At 36.8% G+C, this 22332-nt stretch carries 28 protein-coding genes; 6 read left to right on the top strand and 22 right to left on the bottom strand.

Annotated elements, in window-relative coordinates; all coding sequences use genetic code 11:
* Positions 1-63: 63 nt before the first annotated feature.
* The 3 genes from DL897_RS06065 to ytxJ all read right to left on the bottom strand — a co-directional run bounded on the left by DL897_RS06065 (position 64) and on the right by ytxJ (position 1947).
* On the bottom strand, positions 64-729 hold the full coding sequence (locus DL897_RS06065) for an anti-sigma factor family protein (protein WP_113658256.1): 666 nt from the start codon (positions 727-729) through the stop codon (positions 64-66).
* Between the two features lie 18 nt (positions 730-747).
* A complete protein-coding gene (locus tag DL897_RS06060) occupies positions 748-1242 on the bottom strand; it encodes an RNA polymerase sigma factor (protein WP_168188672.1) in 495 nt (164 codons plus the stop codon).
* Positions 1243-1575: 333 nt separating this feature from the next.
* Positions 1576-1947 (bottom strand): bacillithiol system redox-active protein YtxJ, encoded by a 372-nt coding sequence (gene ytxJ, locus DL897_RS06055; protein ID WP_113658254.1) that lies wholly within the window; start codon positions 1945-1947, stop codon positions 1576-1578.
* Between the two features lie 398 nt (positions 1948-2345).
* On the opposite strand from ytxJ, the gene DL897_RS06050 reads away from it, so the two are divergent.
* Entirely contained in the window at positions 2346-3422 is a 1077-nt protein-coding gene (locus tag DL897_RS06050) for an isocitrate/isopropylmalate family dehydrogenase (protein WP_420824114.1), read from the top strand.
* Positions 3423-3529: 107 nt separating this feature from the next.
* Here DL897_RS06050 and DL897_RS06045 read toward each other — a convergent pair whose 3' ends face one another.
* From DL897_RS06045 to DL897_RS06035, 3 genes are read right to left on the bottom strand one after another with little or no spacing between them, the layout of a single operon-like run.
* The gene (locus DL897_RS06045; protein WP_113658252.1) at positions 3530-4966 is read right to left on the bottom strand and encodes an FMN-binding glutamate synthase family protein; all 1437 of its coding nucleotides are present in this window, start codon (positions 4964-4966) and stop codon (positions 3530-3532) included.
* A 29-nt stretch (positions 4967-4995) separates the two neighbouring features.
* Complete coding sequence (locus DL897_RS06040; protein ID WP_113658251.1) at positions 4996-5280, bottom strand: spore coat protein; 285 nt, start codon at positions 5278-5280, stop codon at positions 4996-4998.
* 14 nt (positions 5281-5294) lie between these two features.
* Positions 5295-5510, bottom strand: coding sequence for a hypothetical protein (locus tag DL897_RS06035; protein WP_113658250.1), 216 nt, complete (start codon positions 5508-5510; stop codon positions 5295-5297).
* A gap of 247 nt (positions 5511-5757) precedes the next feature.
* Here DL897_RS06035 and DL897_RS06030 point away from each other — a divergent pair, with 247 nt between their 5' ends.
* Positions 5758-6171 (top strand): ClpX C4-type zinc finger protein, encoded by a 414-nt coding sequence (locus DL897_RS06030; protein ID WP_113658249.1) that lies wholly within the window; start codon positions 5758-5760, stop codon positions 6169-6171.
* Between the two features lie 31 nt (positions 6172-6202).
* Here DL897_RS06030 and DL897_RS06025 read toward each other — a convergent pair whose 3' ends face one another.
* Positions 6203-6493 (bottom strand): hypothetical protein, encoded by a 291-nt coding sequence (locus DL897_RS06025; RefSeq protein WP_113658248.1) that lies wholly within the window; start codon positions 6491-6493, stop codon positions 6203-6205.
* A 747-nt stretch (positions 6494-7240) separates the two neighbouring features.
* On the opposite strand from DL897_RS06025, the gene DL897_RS18815 reads away from it, so the two are divergent.
* The gene (locus tag DL897_RS18815) at positions 7241-7375 is read left to right on the top strand and encodes a hypothetical protein (RefSeq protein ID WP_276308561.1); all 135 of its coding nucleotides are present in this window, start codon (positions 7241-7243) and stop codon (positions 7373-7375) included.
* 874 nt (positions 7376-8249) lie between these two features.
* Here DL897_RS18815 and DL897_RS06020 read toward each other — a convergent pair.
* From DL897_RS06020 to DL897_RS05980, 9 genes are all read right to left on the bottom strand, one after another.
* The gene (locus DL897_RS06020; protein ID WP_113658247.1) at positions 8250-8375 is read right to left on the bottom strand and encodes a sporulation protein YjcZ; all 126 of its coding nucleotides are present in this window, start codon (positions 8373-8375) and stop codon (positions 8250-8252) included.
* 322 nt (positions 8376-8697) lie between these two features.
* The gene (locus tag DL897_RS06015; RefSeq protein WP_113658246.1) at positions 8698-9108 is read right to left on the bottom strand and encodes a hypothetical protein; all 411 of its coding nucleotides are present in this window, start codon (positions 9106-9108) and stop codon (positions 8698-8700) included.
* 35 nt (positions 9109-9143) lie between these two features.
* Complete coding sequence (locus DL897_RS06010; protein WP_168188671.1) at positions 9144-9707, bottom strand: hypothetical protein; 564 nt, start codon at positions 9705-9707, stop codon at positions 9144-9146.
* A 223-nt stretch (positions 9708-9930) separates the two neighbouring features.
* Entirely contained in the window at positions 9931-10305 is a 375-nt protein-coding gene (locus DL897_RS06005) for a DUF309 domain-containing protein (RefSeq protein ID WP_113658244.1), read from the bottom strand.
* Positions 10306-10521: 216 nt separating this feature from the next.
* The gene (locus tag DL897_RS06000) at positions 10522-11244 is read right to left on the bottom strand and encodes a tetratricopeptide repeat protein (protein ID WP_168188670.1); all 723 of its coding nucleotides are present in this window, start codon (positions 11242-11244) and stop codon (positions 10522-10524) included.
* Positions 11245-11506: 262 nt separating this feature from the next.
* Positions 11507-13105 (bottom strand): peptide ABC transporter substrate-binding protein, encoded by a 1599-nt coding sequence (locus DL897_RS05995; protein ID WP_113658242.1) that lies wholly within the window; start codon positions 13103-13105, stop codon positions 11507-11509.
* A gap of 174 nt (positions 13106-13279) precedes the next feature.
* Positions 13280-13468, bottom strand: a complete 189-nt coding sequence (locus DL897_RS05990) for a hypothetical protein (RefSeq protein ID WP_113658241.1) — start codon at positions 13466-13468, stop codon at positions 13280-13282.
* Positions 13469-13614: 146 nt separating this feature from the next.
* Entirely contained in the window at positions 13615-14037 is a 423-nt protein-coding gene (locus DL897_RS05985; RefSeq protein WP_113658240.1) for a CoA-binding protein, read from the bottom strand.
* 25 nt (positions 14038-14062) lie between these two features.
* Positions 14063-14740, bottom strand: coding sequence for a serine/threonine protein kinase (locus tag DL897_RS05980; protein WP_240627287.1), 678 nt, complete (start codon positions 14738-14740; stop codon positions 14063-14065).
* Positions 14741-15043: 303 nt separating this feature from the next.
* Between DL897_RS05980 and DL897_RS05975 the strand changes: the two genes are divergently transcribed.
* Entirely contained in the window at positions 15044-15430 is a 387-nt protein-coding gene (locus DL897_RS05975; RefSeq protein WP_168188669.1) for a DUF3054 domain-containing protein, read from the top strand.
* Here the strand turns inward: DL897_RS05975 and cbiB are convergent.
* The 5 genes from cbiB to cobD form a co-directional block, all read right to left on the bottom strand.
* Positions 15387-16379, bottom strand: coding sequence for an adenosylcobinamide-phosphate synthase CbiB (gene cbiB, locus DL897_RS05970; RefSeq protein ID WP_113658237.1), 993 nt, complete (start codon positions 16377-16379; stop codon positions 15387-15389). The two genes, DL897_RS05975 and cbiB, sit on opposite strands and share 44 nt — an antisense overlap.
* Positions 16380-16486: 107 nt before the next feature.
* Positions 16487-17101, bottom strand: coding sequence for a histidine phosphatase family protein (locus tag DL897_RS05965; protein ID WP_113658236.1), 615 nt, complete (start codon positions 17099-17101; stop codon positions 16487-16489).
* Positions 17082-17840, bottom strand: a complete 759-nt coding sequence (gene cobS, locus DL897_RS05960) for an adenosylcobinamide-GDP ribazoletransferase (protein ID WP_113658235.1) — start codon at positions 17838-17840, stop codon at positions 17082-17084. Before cobS ends, DL897_RS05965 begins: the two co-directional genes overlap by 20 nt.
* On the bottom strand, positions 17837-18382 hold the full coding sequence (gene cobU, locus DL897_RS05955) for a bifunctional adenosylcobinamide kinase/adenosylcobinamide-phosphate guanylyltransferase (RefSeq protein ID WP_113658234.1): 546 nt from the start codon (positions 18380-18382) through the stop codon (positions 17837-17839). The genes cobS and cobU overlap by 4 nt, the downstream gene beginning before the upstream one ends.
* The gene (gene cobD / locus DL897_RS05950; RefSeq protein ID WP_113658233.1) at positions 18379-19497 is read right to left on the bottom strand and encodes a threonine-phosphate decarboxylase CobD; all 1119 of its coding nucleotides are present in this window, start codon (positions 19495-19497) and stop codon (positions 18379-18381) included. The genes cobU and cobD overlap by 4 nt, the downstream gene beginning before the upstream one ends.
* Positions 19498-19920: 423 nt before the next feature.
* Here cobD and DL897_RS05945 point away from each other — a divergent pair, with 423 nt between their 5' ends.
* Both DL897_RS05945 and DL897_RS05940 read left to right on the top strand, forming a co-directional pair.
* Complete coding sequence (locus DL897_RS05945) at positions 19921-20265, top strand: PadR family transcriptional regulator (RefSeq protein WP_113658232.1); 345 nt, start codon at positions 19921-19923, stop codon at positions 20263-20265.
* The gene (locus DL897_RS05940; protein ID WP_113658231.1) at positions 20262-20837 is read left to right on the top strand and encodes a DUF1700 domain-containing protein; all 576 of its coding nucleotides are present in this window, start codon (positions 20262-20264) and stop codon (positions 20835-20837) included. The genes DL897_RS05945 and DL897_RS05940 overlap by 4 nt, the downstream gene beginning before the upstream one ends.
* A 135-nt stretch (positions 20838-20972) precedes the next feature.
* On the opposite strand, the gene csx2 is transcribed toward DL897_RS05940, so the two are convergent.
* On the bottom strand, positions 20973-22328 hold the full coding sequence (gene csx2, locus DL897_RS05935) for a TIGR02221 family CRISPR-associated protein (RefSeq protein ID WP_168188668.1): 1356 nt from the start codon (positions 22326-22328) through the stop codon (positions 20973-20975).
* Positions 22329-22332 lie beyond the last annotated feature (4 nt).

The following is a 22332-nucleotide window of genomic DNA, read 5'->3' as shown; positions in this document are numbered from 1 at the left end:
TTCACTACCTCTTCTCTAATGAAAAAGTTTTGGTTATTATATCTAAAATATTCTTTTCTGTCACTACCTCGTTTCATCCCATTTCTCGTTAATCGGTTGGATTTCTGGGTCTTTACCTCCCTTAATCATAAATGAAGCAGGAAATTTAACATCTTCTTGCCGAATCTCCTCCTTATCAATGGGAATTCCCATAAAAAGAAGCATAGATTCTAAAGTTTGGATATCAGGTACCTTCACTAACATTCTTGGTTGTTGTTGCCAGCGTTGGTGATAATTCAAATAGTTTGAAGTCATATTAGAGTGGCACGGTATTACAAGTGTTCTTTGGATATATTTTGGATGGCTCCTACAGTTTGACACAAGATTAAAAACCAATGTCTTATTAAGATTTTTTGGTTTCTTTTCGTAGACGTATTGGGAGCGTTCCTCATTTTCGATTCGTACTTTCCACGCTGGGTAACCGGAACGTAGTGAAACAGATACACATAATACAAAGGTAAAACAAATCACAACCCATTTGACAGGAAACAAAGTACGTCGAACTTGTGTCCTTTCTTGTATCCCTATGGTATCTAGGTCATTAATCAGATTGGACATTTCATAAAAGTCTCTACGACATCTTGAACATTGTGCCAAGTGTTCTTTTAGCCTTAAGCAGTTATCTTTATCCAGCTCCTGGTCAAAGTATAACTGAATGAGGTGCTCCATCTCTTTACACAACGACATCATTCAGTCATCTACCTTTCACTAGAATTTATGAGACATACGCTCTTTAAGCAGCTTACGAGCTCGAAATAACTGAGTTTTAACTGTTCCTTCTGGTATACTTAGCTCTTCGCTTATTTCTGCATAAGATAAACCATGAAAATGACGTAGTATAATGACACGCCGATAAATCTCAGGAAGCTTGTCGATTTCTTTTTTTACTTTTTCAAGTAAGATTTTTTGTTCAACTTGCTCTTCCACCGAAGAAGTATGTGTAGTTGGAGATGGGTCTGACTGAATTAACGCATCATCCAATGTCACCATATTTAAGCTCTTTTTTCTTTTTTGATCACGAAAACGATTCGTCATCATCGTACGGAGCCACGCTTTAAGAGATTTTTCATAAACATATTTATCTGATTTACGGTGGGCTTGCCAGAGTGTTTCTTGTGTAAGATCCTTGGCATCCTCAGTATTACCGGTCAGTCGTAAAGCTAAATGGAAAAGATATCGTTGATGTTGTTGTAAACGTTCCAAAAATTCGTCACCAACGCTTTTCCATAAAAATTTCCCCGTATCTTTGAATACCATAGTAAATCGCTACTGAAAACAACTGTTTTCATAGGGGTAATAACTACGAGCTAAACTAAGTTCACATTCATTTTAACAGCCGTCTTCTTCCTTGTTCATCGTGCCCAGTTTTGCGAAATCGCTACTCCTGTCTGGTAAAGCACTCCGAAGGCGTAAATTCCGACAACACTGCCGTACATCACAGCTATAAGCTTATAGCTGACTTATGTAGCATCCTCTCTTTCCTTTATATATATTTCTTCAGCTCTACCATTTAAGCTGAAATTATCTTTCAGTTATTCATTTACCATGTTGGTCCTTTTCTATCATCTCATTATACGTTGACAATAAAGCTGATTTGGTAATATCGAAATGAGTTGCATGAAATATTACTTTCTGATTTTGAATGATAAAAATTTGGGGAGATGCATGCTGAATCCCAAAGTAACTAGCAATTTCATTGGAAACAGGACGGTCTTCAATAACATGAACTACACGAATCTCCATCGAATTTTGTTCTATTTCGTTGCTAAACTCTTCTACCTCAGCATATGCCTGTGCACTAATGGGACAAGCTGTACTATGCTTCAGAATCAGAACGGGCTTCTCCTTAGAAATGGGAAGGATTTCTTGAAATGATTCTACACTAGTCATTAATATAAATTGGCTCATCCTTGTCTTCTCCTTTAATCACTTAAACATATCCCTTATTACTGTCTATTCTCTCTCCAATTAGATGATGTAAGTATTTTCAGACTGTTTATTACACCATACTCTTTATTATTTTATCATGTTTTGTACAAGAAATCCCCCGCGTTCAAAAGCTTTTCCATATCCTCATTTTCTTTTTAGCATGGTCCTTGGATCGAAATAATGGATAAGTGGAAACCATATAAGATAGTATTCCAAGTATATTATTCAAAAACAAAGAAACATATATAGAAAGTATATAAATTAATTTTCTTATACTCTTCTTTATAATATGTCTGAATCTTCTTCTGCTAGTGAACCATTAAACACTAAAGTATAATAAGTAGTGACCTTTTGTATCTTAGATGAGGTGAATAAATATGAAATCAATCGTTGTAATGAAAGGTGATCAAACTGGCCAAGAGCTATTGGAAGAAGCTCTACGTGTTCTTGATCCAAATGTAATCGGCTTAGATCTTGACTTTCAATTCTATGATTTGAGTTTAGAAAATCGCCGTGCAACCCAAAATCAGGTAGTTCATGAAGCAGCACAAGCCATGAAACGGACGGGATTCGGATTAAAAGCTGCTACTATTACCCCAGAGGAAAAAAATGATGTAGGTAGCCCTAATGCGATTCTGCGTAAAGAAATTGATGGTAAAGTTATCATCCGTACAGGTCGTCGTATTCCAGGTGTTCGACCAGTAGCTGGCGCTTTTGCCCCCATCTCTGTAATCCGTATGGCTGTCGGTGATGCATATGGAGCAAAAGAATGGCGCGAAGGTGATGGCTTAAACGAAGTCGCTTATCGTACCGAAACCATTGATCGCAAAACATGTCGAGCAGTAGCTGAATTTGCTTTTCGCCATGCCAAAAAAATGAAGGCAAAAGTATTTGGTGGTCCAAAATATACCGTAAGCCCCATTTATGAAGGAATGCTTAAAGAGGAAATGGATGAAGCAAGTGCTCGCCACCCAGAGGTACGTTATGAACCACAGCTAATCGATGCCACTTATGCGCTTTTACTTAATAGTACAGGTGAACCATTGGTAATCCCTGCCTTAAATCGAGATGGTGATTGCCTGAGTGATATGGTATTACAACTATTTGGTTCTATAGCTGGTTCTGAATCTATTTTAATTAGCTTTGATTCAGAGTTTAATCCACAGGTAGTGATGGCAGAAGCTCCTCACGGAACAGCACCTTCTTTATTCGGTAAAAATATTGCTAACCCAATGGCAATGATTTTAGCTGGAGCATCTTTACTTACTTACATTCATGATCAAAAGGCAATCGCTGCTTCGCGAGCTATTTATGAGGCAACCATTGAAGCTGTACATGAAGGAATTCGTACAGCAGACCTAGGTGGCAGTGCTACAACAACTGAATTTACAGATGAAGTGATTCGGAAAGTCCAAACCAAACTGGAAGTATGGACCACTCTACAAGGATTTTAAAAGTCGATCACACATCAAAAGAGCCGATATCTTAGTTTAAGATATCGGCTTTAATTCTTTTATAAGATATACTTATTGTCGACTTGGCTCTTTCCATTTGATTTATCTCAATGTAAAGTTGGTGAAATCCGGTTCGGATCTGTTTCAGTATATATAGGAAGATAAGTTCCTTGCTCTTTCCATGGATCCTTTTCTTCCGTATAAGCAAGATGTTGTTCCTCTCGAGAAAGCCCCGCATAATCAACACCCAGTATTCTTGCTAACTCTCGATCCATACAAACAAGATCTTGCCGATCAATTTGGGTTAAGTCGGTTTTTCCGAGGGCATACGCAACCAACTTCATCTCATCCGTACATGATTTCAAAAATTTAGCTAAGTGCTCAGATGCTACTTCTATATCAAGATCTTCTTTAAACTTCCCATGATACAATGCAGTTTGAACAGGAGGCTCAGTAGGAGAAGCTATATTCAACTGGGTCTGTAACATTGCAACTAGAGCAATAGAACCAATATAAACCGCATCTGCTCCCAATGCCATTGCTTTTAAAAAATGACCTGGTGTTACTAAACCACCTGCTACAATCACAGATACATCTTTCTTAGCTCCACGTTTCTCTAAATGGCGAATGGTACGCGCTAATCCAAACAATGTAGGTAATCCCACATCATCCTGTAAGATAGTTGGTCCTCCATGTGTTCCTCCTTCAGCTCCATCAACGACAATAAAATCGATGCCCCCTTGTAACGCCCAATCAATTTCCTGCTCTAAATAGTGCGTAGCACAAGTTTTTAAGCCAACTGGGACACCATAAGTTTCCCGTAACTGACGTACCAATGGTGGAAATTCTTCTGGTTTATTTACTCCTTTTAGTCGTGTATGAATAGAAGCATCTTGACCTTCAACGAGATTAAATCGCTTTCGAAAAGGTTCATCGATTTGCCATGAAGCAGTCCCCACAGGTGCTGCGGCCTGAGCTCCTTGTCCTAATTGAATTTCAATCGCATCAAGTTGGGAGAGTGAATCATGATCATTCATCCATCCCCCGCGATTATATTGACCAATAAAATACTTAGCTTCTTGCCGTTCTTCAGGGACCAAAGGAGCTTCACCTGAGTTTGTTGCTGTCCCAGCCATGCTTGCTCCGCGCGCCAAAGCCAATTTTGCTTTTAAACCCAAAGCACCTCCATAAGACATTCCCGTAATAAGAATCGGAATTTCAAGAGCCAAAGGCTTCTTTGCTTTCGGACCAATTGTTACACCTGTTTGTATTTCAACTCCATCTGGTGTAGGCATGCGATAAAGATGGACAGGGTTAAACATTAATTGCTCCCACCGCGATAAAACAATCGGACTACCCAATGGGCGCTCTAAAGGTTTTCCTGTTTCCGCTCGCATTCCTGCTTCGACAATGGCACGTGCAGATAGTTTTTGTACAATCGTAATATAAGAAAACAAGTTTTCTGTATATGGATCTTGTAAGACTCGGTTTACGACTGTATCTACAACACCATTAATCACTCGGTAAATTAATTTGGAAAGCATCTAAATCATCCCCCTTTATTTTAAAAAGGCTACTTTCGGCTATGTAGTTCGGGATGTTTTTCTTTATACTGCTCCCAATAAATAATGGCACTTTCAATTGTGTTTTGTGCCTCTATTTTGGCATGAACCCATCCACGTTGTAACATTTCACTATACAATCGACTATATAATCGATTTGTCTCCACCTGATATTGTTGAATCTGATTTTTTAATTCTTCATTCAAACAAGAAAGATAGGTGTGTAAATATGTTTCGGATAAATGCTTTTCCGACTGCAACAAATCTTGAGCAATATCTTGAGCTAATAGATTCATGAGCTTTCTCCTTATTAGTGTGCTTTTTTCGATTTTCCATTATGTTTTCTGAGTAGTTGAAGCAAACCGTCTACTCTTTGTCGGTGTAATTCCCTTGCTTCTTCAAATAAAGGGATTAACTCTTTGTCAGAGCATTGTCTGCTATAAATCCGATACTTTTTCGCTGCTAATACTTCCATACTTAAAAGTTCTTCTAAGTGAGCCAGCTCCATTTGAGTTAACTGATTCATCCTAATTCCTCCTTCGTTGTTAGTATGAAACTTCTTTTTATTTTTTACACATCAATTACTCTCTTCTACGTTTCGCTTTTAAACTCAAAGTAATATTGGATCGAATTACCTTTTTATAGATACTCTGGAATAGCATCGGTTTCCTACGATTTTTTAAATGGGGCAGGAGTTTATTTTTTTATCAAGAATATATAATTGTAATTTGTATACAAATGTACACGAACAAATGCAAATAAGGAGGATATGAATGAGTCAAGAGTTTCGGAGAAGAACATTTCGTGGAGCTAAAATTGAGGATATAATCATTGAATTACAAAAGTTGAGCCAACTATGCGAAGAGAAAATTAATAAATATGAATCATTAGAAAGGCAACGTTTTTATGAAGGGATGTCAATAGCTTATATGACAATCTCTCTAAAATTAAAAGAAGAATTTGATTATAATGAATCCGATTCTGAGGTGATCGAACAACTATACATCGCAGTAGAAAATAATAAAAATAACAAGAATAATGCAGCAACCACCTTAAACCATATTGAAACTTGTTCTTTTTGCGGTAGGCATAAAGACGAAGTTGGAGAGTTGGCATTAGGGCCCACTGCTTCTATTTGTATTAACTGCTTGAAATTTGGAGAAAAAGTTATTAAAGCCAATTCTTAGAAAATGCAAAAAGAGCCGTTTTTTGGCTCTTTTATTTTCTTCTTTTGTCTCCACCCATATTTTTTCTACCATGTAAAATATCTAATCCCTTCTGTGGGTTTTTGCTAATGGAATCAGCAAACTGACGAAGTTCATTTCTATCGACATCTGCTTGCGTGACTCTCATTAAATATTCTAGAACGGCATTCATCCCACCCGTATCATGTGCTTTTTTTGCTCCTTGCATAATTTGTGATAGTTGATGCTCAGTCAACACTTGTTGTCCCATGATGTTATTGATCATTTGAGCTAGCTCCTTCATCGACGGTCCTTGTTTTGGCATCCGTGTTCCTCCTTACTTTCAACTTAGTAATACCTTATGTCCTTAGATCGCTAACCGTTTGGGATAGCTACCTACTGCCTTGCCTATTTTTATTTTTCTAGGTGTTTTGTCTATCACTTACTGAAAGTAAGGATGAATACCATAACATATAAAGAAATGTTAATAAATAAGAAGATATCAAGCTCTTCTCTTATTTCATTTCTATTAATCATTTCTACTATATAGTGAATTAAATCGTCTGAAGTCAGCCAAATTCAACTAAATCAACATCCCAATTAATGATGATCTCCACTTACATGTAGAACTTTACTTCATAAGAAATCATATAATTAATTAGGTAAAACAAACTTTTTATCTCCTCCACCATACCAATCCAACTCATAGAGCACCTCCTTTTGTTCGACAAGGAAGCCCAGATATTTCTTTTTATCTGGGCTTCTTTTTACACACTGTATAGTAAAGGAGATGTTTTCCATGAATCCTTTAAATTGGAGAAATTTGCTGCTCTTCTTATTAGTAATTCCAACTATTTTCGTTTTTGTTATGAATCTTTAATTTAAGTATTTTACTTTTTATAATCAATCAATGAAATTAATTAAATCTACTAAAGCCGAGTTATCTTTTAGGCTATTTACTTTTACGACCTAAGACATCCATTTATTTTTTATCAATTTATGATATAAACCCATTCAATTTAGAGACAAATGAATACAATAGTATCCAGTTAGTAAGTAGGAGGTGAAAAGAATGAGTAAAGCAGGGTATGGTTATGGCTATTTTGGTGGAATCAGTTGGCGTTCACTTTTAATTTTTTTACTTGTAATAGCAACCATTTTCGTCTTTGCTTGTGGAGGATTGAAAAGCTTTGGAGGTTATTGTTAAAAATGAAAGATCAAAAGGCATATATTTAATAAAAAGAACTAATCCAAAAGATGTAATGAATCTTTTGGATTAGTTCTTTTTCTATAGAAAAAAGAGTAAAAACTCTCTCTGTACCTGAGGTAGCTACTGTATAGTCACTTTTTTTAATTCACAAAGTGTGTAAGTCAGATTACATCAATGGAACAAGTTAATTAAATCTTTTTACAAAATGGGATGACCCCTAGTACTTCATTCTCTGGGTCATCCTCATTTCTATTCGGTCCTTATTTTAGAATATTAAAAACTCTTCTTCATGCATGATTTAGCATTTACCACCATAGCCACCAAAGCCGAATCCGCCACATGCAAATACGAAGATGGTTGCGATGACTAGTAAATATATCAATAGGGTACGCCATCCTACACCAAAGCCGTATCCACCGTTGCAGCCGCCGAAAAAGCCCATTTATCTCACCACTTTTCTAAATGGAATGAAGTTTAGTAAACACCACACCCACTAAATCCACCACATGCAAATGAGAAAATCGTCGCAATAACCAATAAAAAGATTAAAAGGTTACGCCAACTAATACCAAATCCTCCGTATCCACTCACATCTTTCACCTCCATTCCCTTTATTCACCACCATTTTATGCAGCATTTTACTTTATGAAAGGGTGAAAGACTACTTAAGAAAAAATATATGCTTGACCTAGTTGTTTAAATAAAAGAACCTATGCTTCTACATCATTATTTTCTTCATCCGTAAATAGAATTGTTGAACAAGATTTCTTCATTTTTTATATAGATAAGGGGCTAACCTTAAAGAAACAAATTTAATTGATTATCTTGTGTCAACCCCTTATTTAACTATTGAGTAAATAATATTCTTTTCTTAACAACCACCATAACCACCAAATCCACCAAATCCTCCGCAAGCAAAAACAAAGATCGTAGCAATTACTAATAAAAAGATTAAAAGGGTACGCCAGCTCATACCGAATCCGCCAACTCCGCTCATTGCTCTCACCTCCTTAGCATGATTTATATTACAATATGGATTTATTCTTTTTTTGAAAGTGCTAAAGTCTATATTCGAATAAATGTATTTTTATCCATCCTATAGATTTTCGAATGACCTTATATAAGACCATAGATAGTAATGAAAATAACATGCTGGCTAAAAAACGATTATCCATCATCTATCAAAAAAACCACGAAGGATGAAAATGCTAGCTAAACTCTTGACGGTAAAAAAAGAATAAGGCATCCCCTTTTAATCTATCTGATCAAAAAGAGAAAGCCTTATTCAACCCTTAGCAGCTAGAAGTCACTCCAACTATTTAAAGCTGCTGATGTATACGAAGATTTTCCTTTTCCTTTCCTAATAACCGAATTAACAAATGATATTCCTCTATTAACATCATTTCAAAAAAGCGCATATTCTTTTTAAGTTTCTGATTCTCTTGGGCAATCTTTTCAATTTGTGCTTGATATCGATTTAGCTTCTGTTCTAAACGTTCTATTTGATCACTCAATCTAGATTCTTGGTTTGTACCAACCAATAAAGATGGCTGACTTTCTTGATCAGTACTACTTAACTTCTGCCAATGTTGTATACATTCTTCTTTTGATTTATTTAACTGTTGACTTATCCAATCCAAAAGATCATATTGATATTTGTGTTCTTTCTCTCTACACTTCATCCAATAAGTAAGAAATTTCTCTTCCTTTGCTGTCCAACGTTTGGACAAATAGGACACCTCTTTCTCTGGTTTCGTTGTATATATTATGTTGAGGATTTCGTCGAGGTGTCGTCATTTATCATAGGTCTTTCTTTTATTTCTGGTGTCTTGTTTAAAAAATGTGCTTCTCTTCCCAATTGTTTGATCATAGACACTAAATGTTGATATTGCTCTTTTACTTCCTTTTCATAATATAGATAGGAATTTTGTTCTTCCTTTAAACGTTTATTTTCATCCAATAATTGTTGAATTCGGTCCTTTTTTTGCTGCAATTGAAGCGTTAGATGTTCTACATTCTCTTGTAAAGAACACCAGTCTTTCTCCAAGTGTTTGAGTATCCGTAAAATATTTGCAAAAGAATCGAGTTCTGGCCTTCTTTTTTTCTCCAATTGACTAAGAACTCGTAACTTTTTGGCCTCAGCATATGATTTTAAGTTTTTTTGTCTAAGTACTGCATTCCAGCGAAATCCACATGCTCCTGGTGTTCGCCCAATCTTTTTTCCGATTTTTGCAAACGCCTCTAGTTGAGTTCCGCCAGAGCTAATTGAATGAAGTACGACTTCTTTTAATAATTGATCTTCCTGATCCGTCCAACGTCGTCCTTTCATCATAAGATCCCCCTTTTTTAAAACACATTCTTATATAAATATTTAGTCTATAATGTAGCTATTTATGTATTTTTTATAGACGATAATGTATTAATCACCATTCATTATTTTTAAACCTACTCCTATCGTATAAAAACAATGCCACATAAATTAATAAAAAGGCTTTCTCTTTGCTAAACAAATTAGCCTCAAAGAGAAAGCCTTTTTATTATGATTCGTAAAGCTACCATTTCGGAAGTGGACAAGGATTAATTTGAAACTTTTCCATTTCAGTCATATCTAGTTTTTCAACGTTGTCTGGTAATATGTCCAGACAATGTTGTAGCCATATCAAAACCGTATCTACATGAACCCCATCTTTTTCAGGCTTATATTTAGATAAGTAATTCATTGCCGAACTAGCTAACTTCCTAGCACCACGTACTTTTCCACGTCGGATTTGATGCATGATTGCTGCAACCTGAATTAAGCCATGATAGAAATCATTATGACGTTGGGTTTGCCAAAGTTCTTCTAAAACTTCATGTGCTTCCCAATATTCTTCACGATGATAATGGCAAAAAAAAGAAAAATATAAAGGATGGTATGTTGTTGACATTTTTACCTACTTCCTTCATTCACCATAAATTTAAAAAGAAAAAAGACCAGGTACATCCTGGTCACAATGAAAGAGGGTCAAGATTAAGGAGTTAAAAGAAGCGTGGTAGTGTAAGCAAGAAGGTCAACCTTACTTACAAACTTCATTGTATCATGTACCCCGAAAATTGTCGATATTCTGTCGAGTACTGTTTTAACATTTTATTATATAAAAAAATTACCAACCCCATTTTTTCCAAATCATCCAACGGTTTAAGATCGATTGCTTTTTCTGATTTTCTTTAGCTTTCATAGCTTGTCTAAATAAAACACGAAGCGATTTATTTTTACGATCTGCTTGCATAGCAAGTTTAAAGTGTTTGACAGCTTCTTCATATTCTTCTAAAGCCATATACAACTGTGCCGAACGTTGATGAAAAGAAAGCTGTCCTTGATGAAAGCGTTTAGCTATTTCCAAGTGTAGTACAGCTTGAGCACGGCGATCTTTTTGTAGATAAATCTCGGCTAATAAAGTATGAGCTAAAGCATCTTTTGGATTTAGCTCTAGCCCTCTCAATAAGATCGATTGTGCAAGTGAAATGGAGCCTTGTACGATCAGAAAGCGTCCAAACTCTCGATAAGCTTCACTCATATAAGAATGCTCATCTAATAAGTTCAGATAGACTGTACGAGCTTCCTCGTCTTTTCCTTGCATCTCTAGGACTTGAGCCAAAAATAACTGTATTTCTCCAGAATAAGGATTAATTTGTAAGGCTGATTCGATCACCTGTTGGGATCTTTCCCAGTGTCCTTTACTCGCTTCAAGTTTCGCCAACTCAATGAAGTAATTTACTTGTGGATCTTTCGCAATTTGACGTTCGATTTTTGCTCGATGAAATCGGTAGCCTCCTAGTGGGCTTTTTCTTGTTTGAGTTAAAAAATCTAACACTGGTACAGTCATTTTAGCTTCCTCCTCACTCATGCTGTCTAAAATCCGTTCATATATTCTTAATTTTATTGTAACCCAATTGTAATAGTTTGTCACCCTTTTCGCAATAACAATCCCAAAAAAATAAATTAATATTACACTCAAAGAAAATTTTCATTCATTTGAAATATATGGTATCATTTTGTAATAAAATCAAAAATCAAAAGCACCTCAAAAAAAATAAGGACTGGAATATCTTATGCTCCAATCCTTTACGTTAAATATGTTCCATTTTTTAATTGTCCTTTTCGTCGCTTATATAAGTCCATTTAAATGATAAATCTGCTATATAAGGATGTCTTTGTAGATCTTTCACATACTTTTTCTGTAGAAAGGTGCTCCCTTCATAGTACAAAGGTACAATCGCCGATAATTGATCTACGAGTAATTTTTCAGCTTGAATCATAGTCGATTGTCGCTGTTGCGAATCTGATAGCAGTTGGAGCTTATCCATAAGCGAGTCATATTCTTTATTATGAAAATGAAAAGCATTCGCTTTTGATTTCGAACTGAAAATCTCTAAGAAACTCATTGGATCATTATAAGTCGCTTTCCATTCCCAAATCTCCATATCAGCATTTTGTGTTGAATATTCCTCGTAAGTAGTTGCAGTTACTAGTTGTACATCTAAACCCAAATTTCTTTTTAGTTGCTGTTTTAGCTCAACAGCAACTCCTTCGATTGAAGAAGTAACCATTTTAATTACAGGTGGCTGAGAAAGTTTTAATTCTTTTAGGCCTTTTTGCAAATATGTGTGGGCCATCTGTTGGTTATTCTTTAGAGAAGACTTCGACATGGTATTAAACGGTTTACCATTGACATGGATCACGGGTGGAACAAAGCTAGCTGCTGGTTTTGCCCCATTTTTTAATACACCATCTGTTATATATTTTCGATCAATCGCCATCGCAACTGCCTTACGAATGTTTGCGTTAGCAAAAAAAGGATTGTTTTGATTGAAGTTTATAAATACAGTAGTTGCATCTTCTACTTCTAGGAAGTCAGGTGAATTTCGGTATGCTTCAGTAAAGTGTTGGAGTGGAACAATATCAAGTTTTCCGGCCATATATAGATCGATTTCTTTTTTCGGGTTACTAAGTAATGAAAACTCTATTTTTTCTAAACTAACCATATTTCGATCCCAATATTGTTCATTTTTCTTTAGCACAATTTTTGATGGATTCCATTCAGAAACAATAAATGGGCCATTAAATAACACAGTATTTGCATGCTTACCAAAATTGAGGCCATGTTTTTTCACAATATCTTTTCGGACAGGAGCAAAAGCAGGTGAGGCTAACTTATCTAAAAAGTTAGGATCTGGATATTCTAGTTGGACTTCTAATGTTTGTGGATCAATTGCTTTTACAGCTACATCTTTTTCTGTTGCATTGCCATTATGATATTTCTTGGCATTTTTTATTGAGTAAAATAGACTAGCTGCATTACCTTTTAACTTCGGATATAATGCCCTTTTCCATGCATACTCAAAATCTTGTGCTGTGATCGGTTTTCCATCACTCCATTTAGCATCTTTACGTAGTTTAAAAACATATGTTTTTTTATCACTACTAATCGTTTTTTCTTCAGCGATAGCATTTTCAGCTTGATTATTTTTATCCAATCGCAAAAGACCTTCCATTACATTATTTAAGATAATCAGACTTCCTGAGGTCAGATCCATTGTATCTAATTGTGTAACTTTGCCAAATAGTGATAAATTTAGTACTTGGTCTTTACTCATTCCTTTCTTTTCCGTGACTCCTGACTTGAGACCTGAGCACCCAACCAATGAGAATATTAGCATATAAGCTAATATCATCCTCCATTTCAATCAAAAATCCTCCTCTTAAAATAAATTTCCTATTTGCCCATTATAATGAATTTATCTCCAACTATAAATAACAAAATAAGACATAATTTTAACATTTATTATCTGCCATTTCTGTACTCATGCTTATGCACACTAAAAATCAGGCACCCAACTATAGAATAGCCGGGTGCCTGATTAATGATAGCGAGGATTGATTTGGTTATAAGCGATTGCTTTGACAATAATATCATTAAGATCTTCAGGTTTAAGCTTTTCAAAATCTCTTTCTATCAAAACATAAGAGTTTAATTCTGATTCAGTCAATAAGTCATATAACTCTGGGGAAACTGCTAAGATTAAACTAGCTAATTTAACAGTTTTCATTTTATCCCCCCTAACTCAATCTTCTTATTAGAAGAAGCATGATGTGAGCAAAGGGACTTTTTTTATTTTGGAGTCGAAAAATGCCTCTCGTCCTTATCTATTTTTGGTTAATCACACTACTGAGCATGGAAGACATGATCAGATGGTTAGAATGATGGTTTTAGAATCGCATGATCTACCTTAATACAACGATCCATTACCACTTGAAGCCCACATGCTTGAGCATAAGCTGCTGCTTCTTCATGGAAAACACCTTGTTGTAACCAGAAGGCTTTTGCCCCCACTTCTACTGCCTCTTTTGCAATAGGCAAAACAAATTCACTACGACGAAATACATTCACGATATCGATTGATTCTTGAATATCTTTAAGACTAGCGTATGGTTGCTCTCCTAAAATGGGGCGAGTTAATTTTGGGTTTACTGGAAAGATCCGATACCCTGCTTGTTGCATCGCCTGCGCTATTAAAAAACTAGTGCGCTCAGGGTTGTCTGAAAGCCCCACGACAGCAATATTTTTTGCCTCTTTTAATAATTTAGCTCTCTCTAAATCGGAGGGATTCTTAAACATGGCTCTCCTCTTTTTCTACATGTTTTTAGTCAGGCTTTACCAGTCCAAACAATTGAGCAAATCGCTTTCCAAACTCCATCACGGAAAAGGTTTCTCCTACCTGCTTATAATAAGACTTTTTGATCCATTCGATAAGCCAGATAGGAATCTTTTTGCCTTTTATTAAAGGATAGAATAGATCGTAAGCTTGGACAAGATGATTCCATCTGCCATCATCACCTGGATAAATATATTCGGATACATCTAATATTTTGGCATGTCCATCTTGCATGATCACATTCTTCAAATGAATATCTCGTGGATTTAGCCCCAAACTTCTCACATAAGAGCGGGCTTGTTCCACATCTGCGATCACTTGGTCTGGAATCTCAATTCCTTGCTCAAGACATTCATATAATGTAGGTCCTTCCTCATAGCTAAGGGATAAAAAGCGGCTTCCTTTTGAATAACATACACAAAAATACGGAGAATCGCCAAGTTGTCTATACACAGCATACTCATTCTCCAACTTTTCAATCCTCTCTGGCGAATAGACTTTATAAACCATATGTGGCTGGTCTAAATGCCTGACAACGACTGCATCCGTTCCCTTCCCAATCAGTTCTAGCTCGCTTGGAATCGATCTAATTGTCACTATACGATTATCAGAATAACTATGAAAATCAATTTGCTTAATTAGTAATTCTAACTTTTGTTGATCCATCAAGGGCCTCCTGTTTTTATAACAAACATTCAATTTCCACAGAGGTTGCTCTATATATGCTGTCGTTTTGTGCTCGTTCAAAGTTCAAGATTAGTCTACGTTTTGATCATTCGTTAAACAGACTCCCCATCATATTAATTTTCCTAACTATACACATTATGTCATTTATAGGCAATCTCTATTTTATTAAAATCAAACCCTTGCTGGACAATCTTTAAAGATTCAAGGAAAATAGTCGTATATCATCAAAAGTTAGCTTGTGATAGAAATAAAAAATTCATTACAATGCAAGGAAGGATAAGAATGAGTTTATCACGAACAGTAGGATGGGTTTTAGGTGATCTATTTATCTTTTTATTATTTTCAGCATCTGGACGTTATTTTCATGGCCTATCGCTTGATATCTCGGCTATCTTATTTACCGCTTTTCCTTATATTCTGTGTTGGTTTATCATTTCACCATTTCTCGGTTTATTTAAACCTCGGCACTATCTTCAAATATTATGGCGTACCTGCTTAGCTGTTTTTTTAACTACTACCATTGGAACTTGGCTACGTGCTATCTTGATTAATCATCATTTTGATTGGCTATTTTATCAAGTTACTTTGGTCTTTTTCCTTGTCGTTTTTCTGGTCTGGCGTTCGATTAGCTACTTGATATCCAAACAATCATTAAACAGAACAAGCTAATCATGCCTGTATATAAAATAGTAGTTACATAAAGAACTTGAATAGCTTGGAGCAAATGAGCTGGCTTTCTTTCATTAAGAGGCTGTCCCAATAGAGCTCGTCTAGAAACTTTCCCTTGATATGTATTTACCCCTCCCAATTGAATATGTAAACCGCCAGCCATCGCCGCTTCAGGAAAGCCACTATTGGGACTGGGGTGGCGATGAGCATCTTGTTTCATCACTTGCCAAGCCAGCTTTGGATCTAAGCGGAGAATCCCTAGCGCCAAAAGCATCGGAACTAAAGTAAGTCGAGCAGGTATCCAATTGACTAGATCATCCAAACGTGCGGATGCCCATCCGAGGTGTAGATACCGTTCATTCCGATATCCTACCATCGAATCCAATGTGTTTACTGCTCGATATGCCATCGCTAAAGGGGCTCCTCCGATCGCTGCAAAAAAAAGGGGAGCAGTGACTGCATCCACAATATTTTCCGCAATGGTTTCGACTCCACCCCGGACGATTTCAGATTCATTTAGTTGTTTGGTATCTCTTCCGACTACCATCGATAAAGCTTGACGGGCTTTGGATAAATCGCCAGATATAAGTGCCTGATAAATCGCATTTCCGGCATCTGCTAGCCCTTTTGTAGCGATAGTAGTTGCAATCAACGCTATTTCTAAGGCAAATCCTAACCAGTGATTCCAGCTTGCTATGCCTGTTACAACGAATTTAGTTAGGATATAAACTCCTCCAACCACACAAAGAGGAAAAAGAAACCCTAACAAGCGTATATGATTCGTATGCGTTTCATTCTTCCACTGGAATTTATGAATGGTTTGCTGAAGTTTTTTATCCAAAAAAGAAATGACTTTTCCCATACCAACCACTGGATGAGGTAGCCAACGTGGATCACCAATAAGACGATCCACGATATAAGCCCAAAGAATGGTTAAACTATAGATCATCATCCATGCTCCTTCATCTTTTGCCACAACGTATATGGATTAGATTGTTTGATATTTCTAAATGCCAAAGTGACCATTGATTGAATTAGAATGGGAACCTTTTTAAATTACCCATCGAATCCCGAATTCCAATCTATTTCTTTGATAAGTCGCCAGGTTTCATCTGTTTTTTCTAACATCCATCCCCCTGCATTAGGGGTATTCACCTTCCACATTTCTTGCCAATTACGTTCAATTAACTTAGCCCATACCCAATGAAGTGGGCCACCATGGGTAAAGATAACAACACAGTCCTTAGCAGAATACTTTTCTTCCAGCTGTGTAAGAAACATGGATAAGCGCTGATCTACATTCGTAAGTGTTTCACCTTGAGGTGGTGCATTTACAAAAGGATTATGATACCAGCTATGAAAAAGCCCTTCATCCTGTGCACAAATATCACGATAGGTCAGCCCTTCCCATTCTCCAAAAAAGCATTCTCTCAGTAGTGGTGTGGATTGGATCGATAAATTTGGAAAGTAAGTGAATAGCTTTTCAGCCGTTTGCCTTGCACGAATTAAATCGCTTGTATAAATCGCCTGAATCGACTCTTGTGATAAAGATTGAGCTAAACGCTCAGCTTGGTCATGTCCAGTCTGATTTAAAGGTATATCTGTATGACCCATATATTTTTTATCTTGATTGCCATCTGTTTCACCATGTCTAAGCCAAATAACGCGCATAAGGACTTACCTCCCAAACAATCATGATTAGTAAAATAAACACCTCACTACTTTCAATGAGTGCGCCGTAAACATCTCCTGTCAAACCACCTAATCTACGTTGAACTCGCCATGCATAAACCGATGCAAAAGCCCCTACAAACAAAAGAATAATAAAATTTTCCCACCCAACAAGCAGAAAAGAGGCTACTAACGTAATTAGACATGCAAAAAGAAAACGAATCCATGTTAAATTATTTTTCATCTCTACTCCTATTCCCTGCTTACGAACATAGGGAAATATAAAGATCGCCCACACGGCTATAAATCGACTGACTAACGTCGCCATTACCAAGCTAATACTTGTCAAAGAACCCAACGGTAAAGAAGCAATGCTACTTACTTTTAATAAAATAAGTAGAATCGCTGCCAAAACTCCCATGGCTCCTACCCGGCTATCATGCATAATTTCCAATATACGTTCTCGAGTACGATAAGATCCTAAACCATCGGCGGTATCCATCAGTCCATCCAAGTGAAGTCCACCTGTTAAGTAGATCCATATCCCTACATCAAGTACAGCACGAATCCAATTAGGAAAGCAAAATGAAAACAACCAATCAAATAAAGCCAATATTCCACCTAAGAGGAGTCCGACAACTGGAAACCACATAGCACATTTAGCAAAATCATCTTTCTGGTTGGTTGTTGGGACTGGAATTCGTGTAAAAAAAGCAATCGCTTGAAATAATGAACTCATCCTTTTACCCTCCAAGGTATTCCTGAAACAACCAGCCAAACTTCGTCAGCCTCTTGTGCAATATACTGATTTACTTCTCCTAAGGCATCTTGAAATAACCGCCCGACTGGATGCATCGATATACCTCCAAGACCCACTTCATTTGTAACCAATATAGCCTGTCTTCCATGTAAACTCGCTAAGAGATTTTTAACTTCTAAAGTAATGTATTCTAAAAATGCCTGACGGATTTCCCTGTTTATCTTTTCTTCCAATTTCTGAGTAAATAAATGATTAGATACCCAAGTTGATATACATTCTATCAATAACACTGCTGATGCTGGTGTCTTTTTGATTACTTTAGCCAGCTCGATCTCTTCTTCGATCAGCCCCCAATTAGCGGGACGACGTGCCTGATGCTTAGTAATACGCTCTGTCATCTCCTCATCCAAAATCGGACTGGTCGCAATATAAATCACTTCTTCCTGTAAGGATACACATAACTCTTCAGCGAAATGACTTTTTCCTGAGCGAATCCCACCTGTGATCAATCGAATACTCATTGTAATAGCACCTCTTGTAAAGTTTGGATCAGTGTTTGATTTTGCATGGGTGATTTAATCGCAATCCGAAAGTAACGACTATCTAGCCCTTGATATATCGCACAATCACGTATTAAAATTCCTTTCTTCCCTAGCTGCTTTTGCAACCATTGTGAGGTATACGCATGATTTTTAAAGCGAATTAAGAAATAATTGACTTCACTTGGGAACACTTCAAGCATCGAAAATTGGTTTAACTTTTTCCAAAGCTTCTCCTTCTCTTCATGAAGCCATTGATGTACTTTAGCAGCATGGCCTTCGTATACCCCTTTTGACATGGCAATAATCCCAGCCTCCTGTGCTAGCATATTGACACTCCAAGGTACTTGCTGTTTCTTCATCAAACGCAAAATATTTGGATTTCCCACCAAATAGCCTAAACGAAGCCCTGGTAAAGCAAAAAATTTAGTCATCGAGCGCATCACAAGTGTGGTTGGATACTGATTTAGCCACTGGATAAAGGAATATTTATTCTCATCTATAACAAAATCGATAAAAGCTTCATCGATAACCAACCATGTTTGCTGATCAGCAGCTAACTGCGCCCATCTTTTCATCCAAGAAATCGGTAATAAATGACCTGTCGGATTATTAGGGAAACCTACAAAAACGATTTGACAAGTATGAATCAACTGATCAACATCATCTGGTTTAGGGATAAAGCCTCTCTCCCACATACCCGTTACAGATTGAACGGAAATATTTCTTTTGGTAGCGCTAGAAGCATACTCACTAAAAGCGGGTTCTAACACCCCAACTTGTGATGGTGCAAATACTTGGATGACTAGATCAATCAACTCCGCTCCTCCATTGCCTACCATGATCCACTCTTCATCAATCTGATGATGTTTGGCAATCGCCTTTCGCAGTTGCCTTGTATCAGGATCAGGATAATTGACTAAGCGTGGCAAACCTTGTTCACTAAGTATCGCTTTTAAATGTTCCACTACCGCATGTGGTGGACCAAAAGGATAAATATTTGCACTAAGATCCATTATCTCATCTTGGCGAACACCAAAAAGTTCTGCAGCTGTTACTAAATCACCGCCATGTCCAAATCGTTCTAACTCTGCCATAGCTCTTTCCTTTCCAAATAAATGTCTATTTTTAAGACTACTTTATCCCCTACTGTTCTCCTTAGTTAAGCCCATTTTGTGATGCTATCCCATCAGAAAGTTAGTCTCCAAGCGTCTTGTATTTTTATTCTAAATGAAAAAATAGATATAAAGAAGAAATAAAAAAGCTGTAAAGCAAAAGCTCTTCGCAACATGGTAGATTAGTGATTGGCTAGCAGAAAATAAAAACAGAATCATAAAAAAATCCCCCCCAAAAATTGTTTTTTCCATTAAGTAACTTATATTTCTTTATTTGATTACATCCCTTGAATCCTCGATTGAAAATATGAATCAGCATCGTACATGCTAGATAAATCACTCACCCGGTACCTTGCATGGCATAATACCTTGTGATATAATTCCCTTAGAAAGAGGGTGAGACCCTTGAATATATCAGAGTGGATCACGCAGGTCCGTCGTGGGATTTTAGAATACTGCATCTTATTACTCGTTTCAGATAATCCTCGTTATGGATATGAAATCGCAGCAATTTTACAGCAGTGGGAACCTCTCGCTGTCACAGAAGGTACATTATATCCCTTATTACGTCGTCTACTCAAAGAAAAATATATTACCTCTACGTGGCAAGAATCATCATCGGGTCCCCCACGCAAATACTATTACTTAACCGAAGACGGGAAAAATTTGCTTAAGCAAATGGATCATGAATGGAATCATTTGATTCAGGGGGTTATGGAGATTCGACAGTTTAAGGGGGAAAAAACATGAGCCCAAAAGTAAGGTCATTTCTCGAAGCTTTTGAAAAGCATCTGCGAAATTTACCATCAACAGAAAAAGCGGATATTTTAAAGGAAATCGAAAGTCATATCTTGTTAGGTCTAGAGCATGGACAGTCTGAGAGTGAAATTTTACAAAGACTTGGAGATCCCAAGGTTTTAGCTACAGGTTATACAGGTGAATATTTCTTACAACAAAAGTCAAAAAGCCCAAAACTCTTCTTCAAAAAACTGCTTTTCTTCGCTTCTCTCGGCTTTTTCAGCCCGATCGTTGTTACTTTTTTAGGCGGAGTTAGCTTTGCGTTTGGTGTAGCTACCATAGCCTTGGCAATAGCCACTATCCTAAGTGCCGTAGGCATCGACAGCATCGCTGGAGTATCAATTGGAGCTCATTTTGGACCTTCCTATCAGATTACAGGTTGGGCAGCCATCCCTATTTTTATAATTACGATGATCATTACAGGGCTTATCGCCAAATCATGTTGGACTGCTTTACGTAAATATTTTGCTTCGATTTCATCCCGATACCGTAACTTAGTACCCAAAAAAGAATTTCACGCTTAATAACAATAAACAGCCCATCTCTTTATGATCGAGAAATGGGCTTCTACTATTTTTTATTATTTTATAATTAATCACAGATTGATCATGTTAATCAAATGATTTCGTTAATAGTTAAGATGGCAAAAGTCATTACAACTATTCGGGCTTATTTTCTTTCCAATAATTTCTAATTTCCTCCATTAAATCTAGATATTTCCCTGCCTGATTACTCTGATCTCTTTGATTCGGATCTGGTTTGACTAACCTCTCAATAAATTTGTCCTCTTCTAGAGGTTGTTTAACCCATCCTGCGTGGTTTAGGTCATTCCGATCTACTTTTAATGAACTATACAAGTTAACCATCTGTGTATAGTTTGTAGCGAATTTATCAGCAAGCTCTTTCACCTTAGGATTCCTATATTCTATTTTTTCTCCTCTTAACATTAAATCTGCAACCTTCAAACTCTCACTTATATAGTGTTCACGCAGATCATAATCTCTCGCCTCTTCAATACTATAACCTTTAACTAAACATACTGCTGTTACTAAAATTTCCACTAGCATCGTATACGCTTGTTCGACCAATCCATGCTGGATACACCATGATATAGCAGCAAGCCCTGATTCGATCACATCGGGGTGGGCCAGCGGCTCTACTTTTTTCTCTATACGCTTAAGCAAAATTTCGATCGGTTGGAATTGAGCTGGAAGATCTGATTGAACATGATCCAAGCTAGCTAGTACTTTTTGCGCCATCGTCTGAATAGTTGGTCCGCGATTCGTCTCCAACTCCATCGTTAGGTGGTATAATTTATTGGTGAATTTTTCAATCGTTGACATCTTTTGTATTTCCTTATGCGGAACTTTTTGTTTGACCAACTCTTCTTTTTTCTCATAAACAAAGCGATAGAGTGATTCAGCACGACCACTCTCTTGGAAAGCATACACATTCGTGACCCAATCTTGTAAATCAATAAATGGGGTTAAATCGGTGATCGGTGCAATGGGTACTTCGCCCTTAGGACTGGCTGCTATATTTCCATAAAAAATGCCACGAATACGAGTACGAAAAGCGACCTTTGCAAAATGAAGAATAAGTAACGCTAACATCGGTTGATAGCGAAATGAGTGCGTAATATCAAAAATGATTTCATCTTCCTCTTTCAATTGATCAATCACAATGGAAAAAACTTCCCATATCCCCTCTTCATCACTTTTACTCGGAACTCGAACATCTCTTACAATAATCCGGTTTTGTTGCTGTAAGCGTTCTAAAATACTTGAAAGCCCTTCTTTACCATGTTTATTTTCTTTCTCCCAATTGCTTTCTCTCGCTTCATCCGTTAGAAATATAACGACTTCAATCGTTTCTTCTTCCTCTTCGCCTAGTATTTCTAAAAGGGCTTCTTGAACAAACCGTGAAGTAAAACTCTTATCTTTTAATTCATAAGTACATAATGTATAATCATGCAGTCCTAAAAACGATAAAAATTTGATCGCGATGATTCTCACCTCT

It is taken from the genome of Thermoflavimicrobium daqui (genome assembly GCF_003313465.1).
GTDB lineage: Bacteria > Bacillota > Bacilli > Thermoactinomycetales > Thermoactinomycetaceae > Thermoflavimicrobium > Thermoflavimicrobium daqui.
The sequence above is the reverse complement of the archived record's forward strand: the minus strand, read 5'-3'. Positions and strand labels throughout refer to the sequence as shown.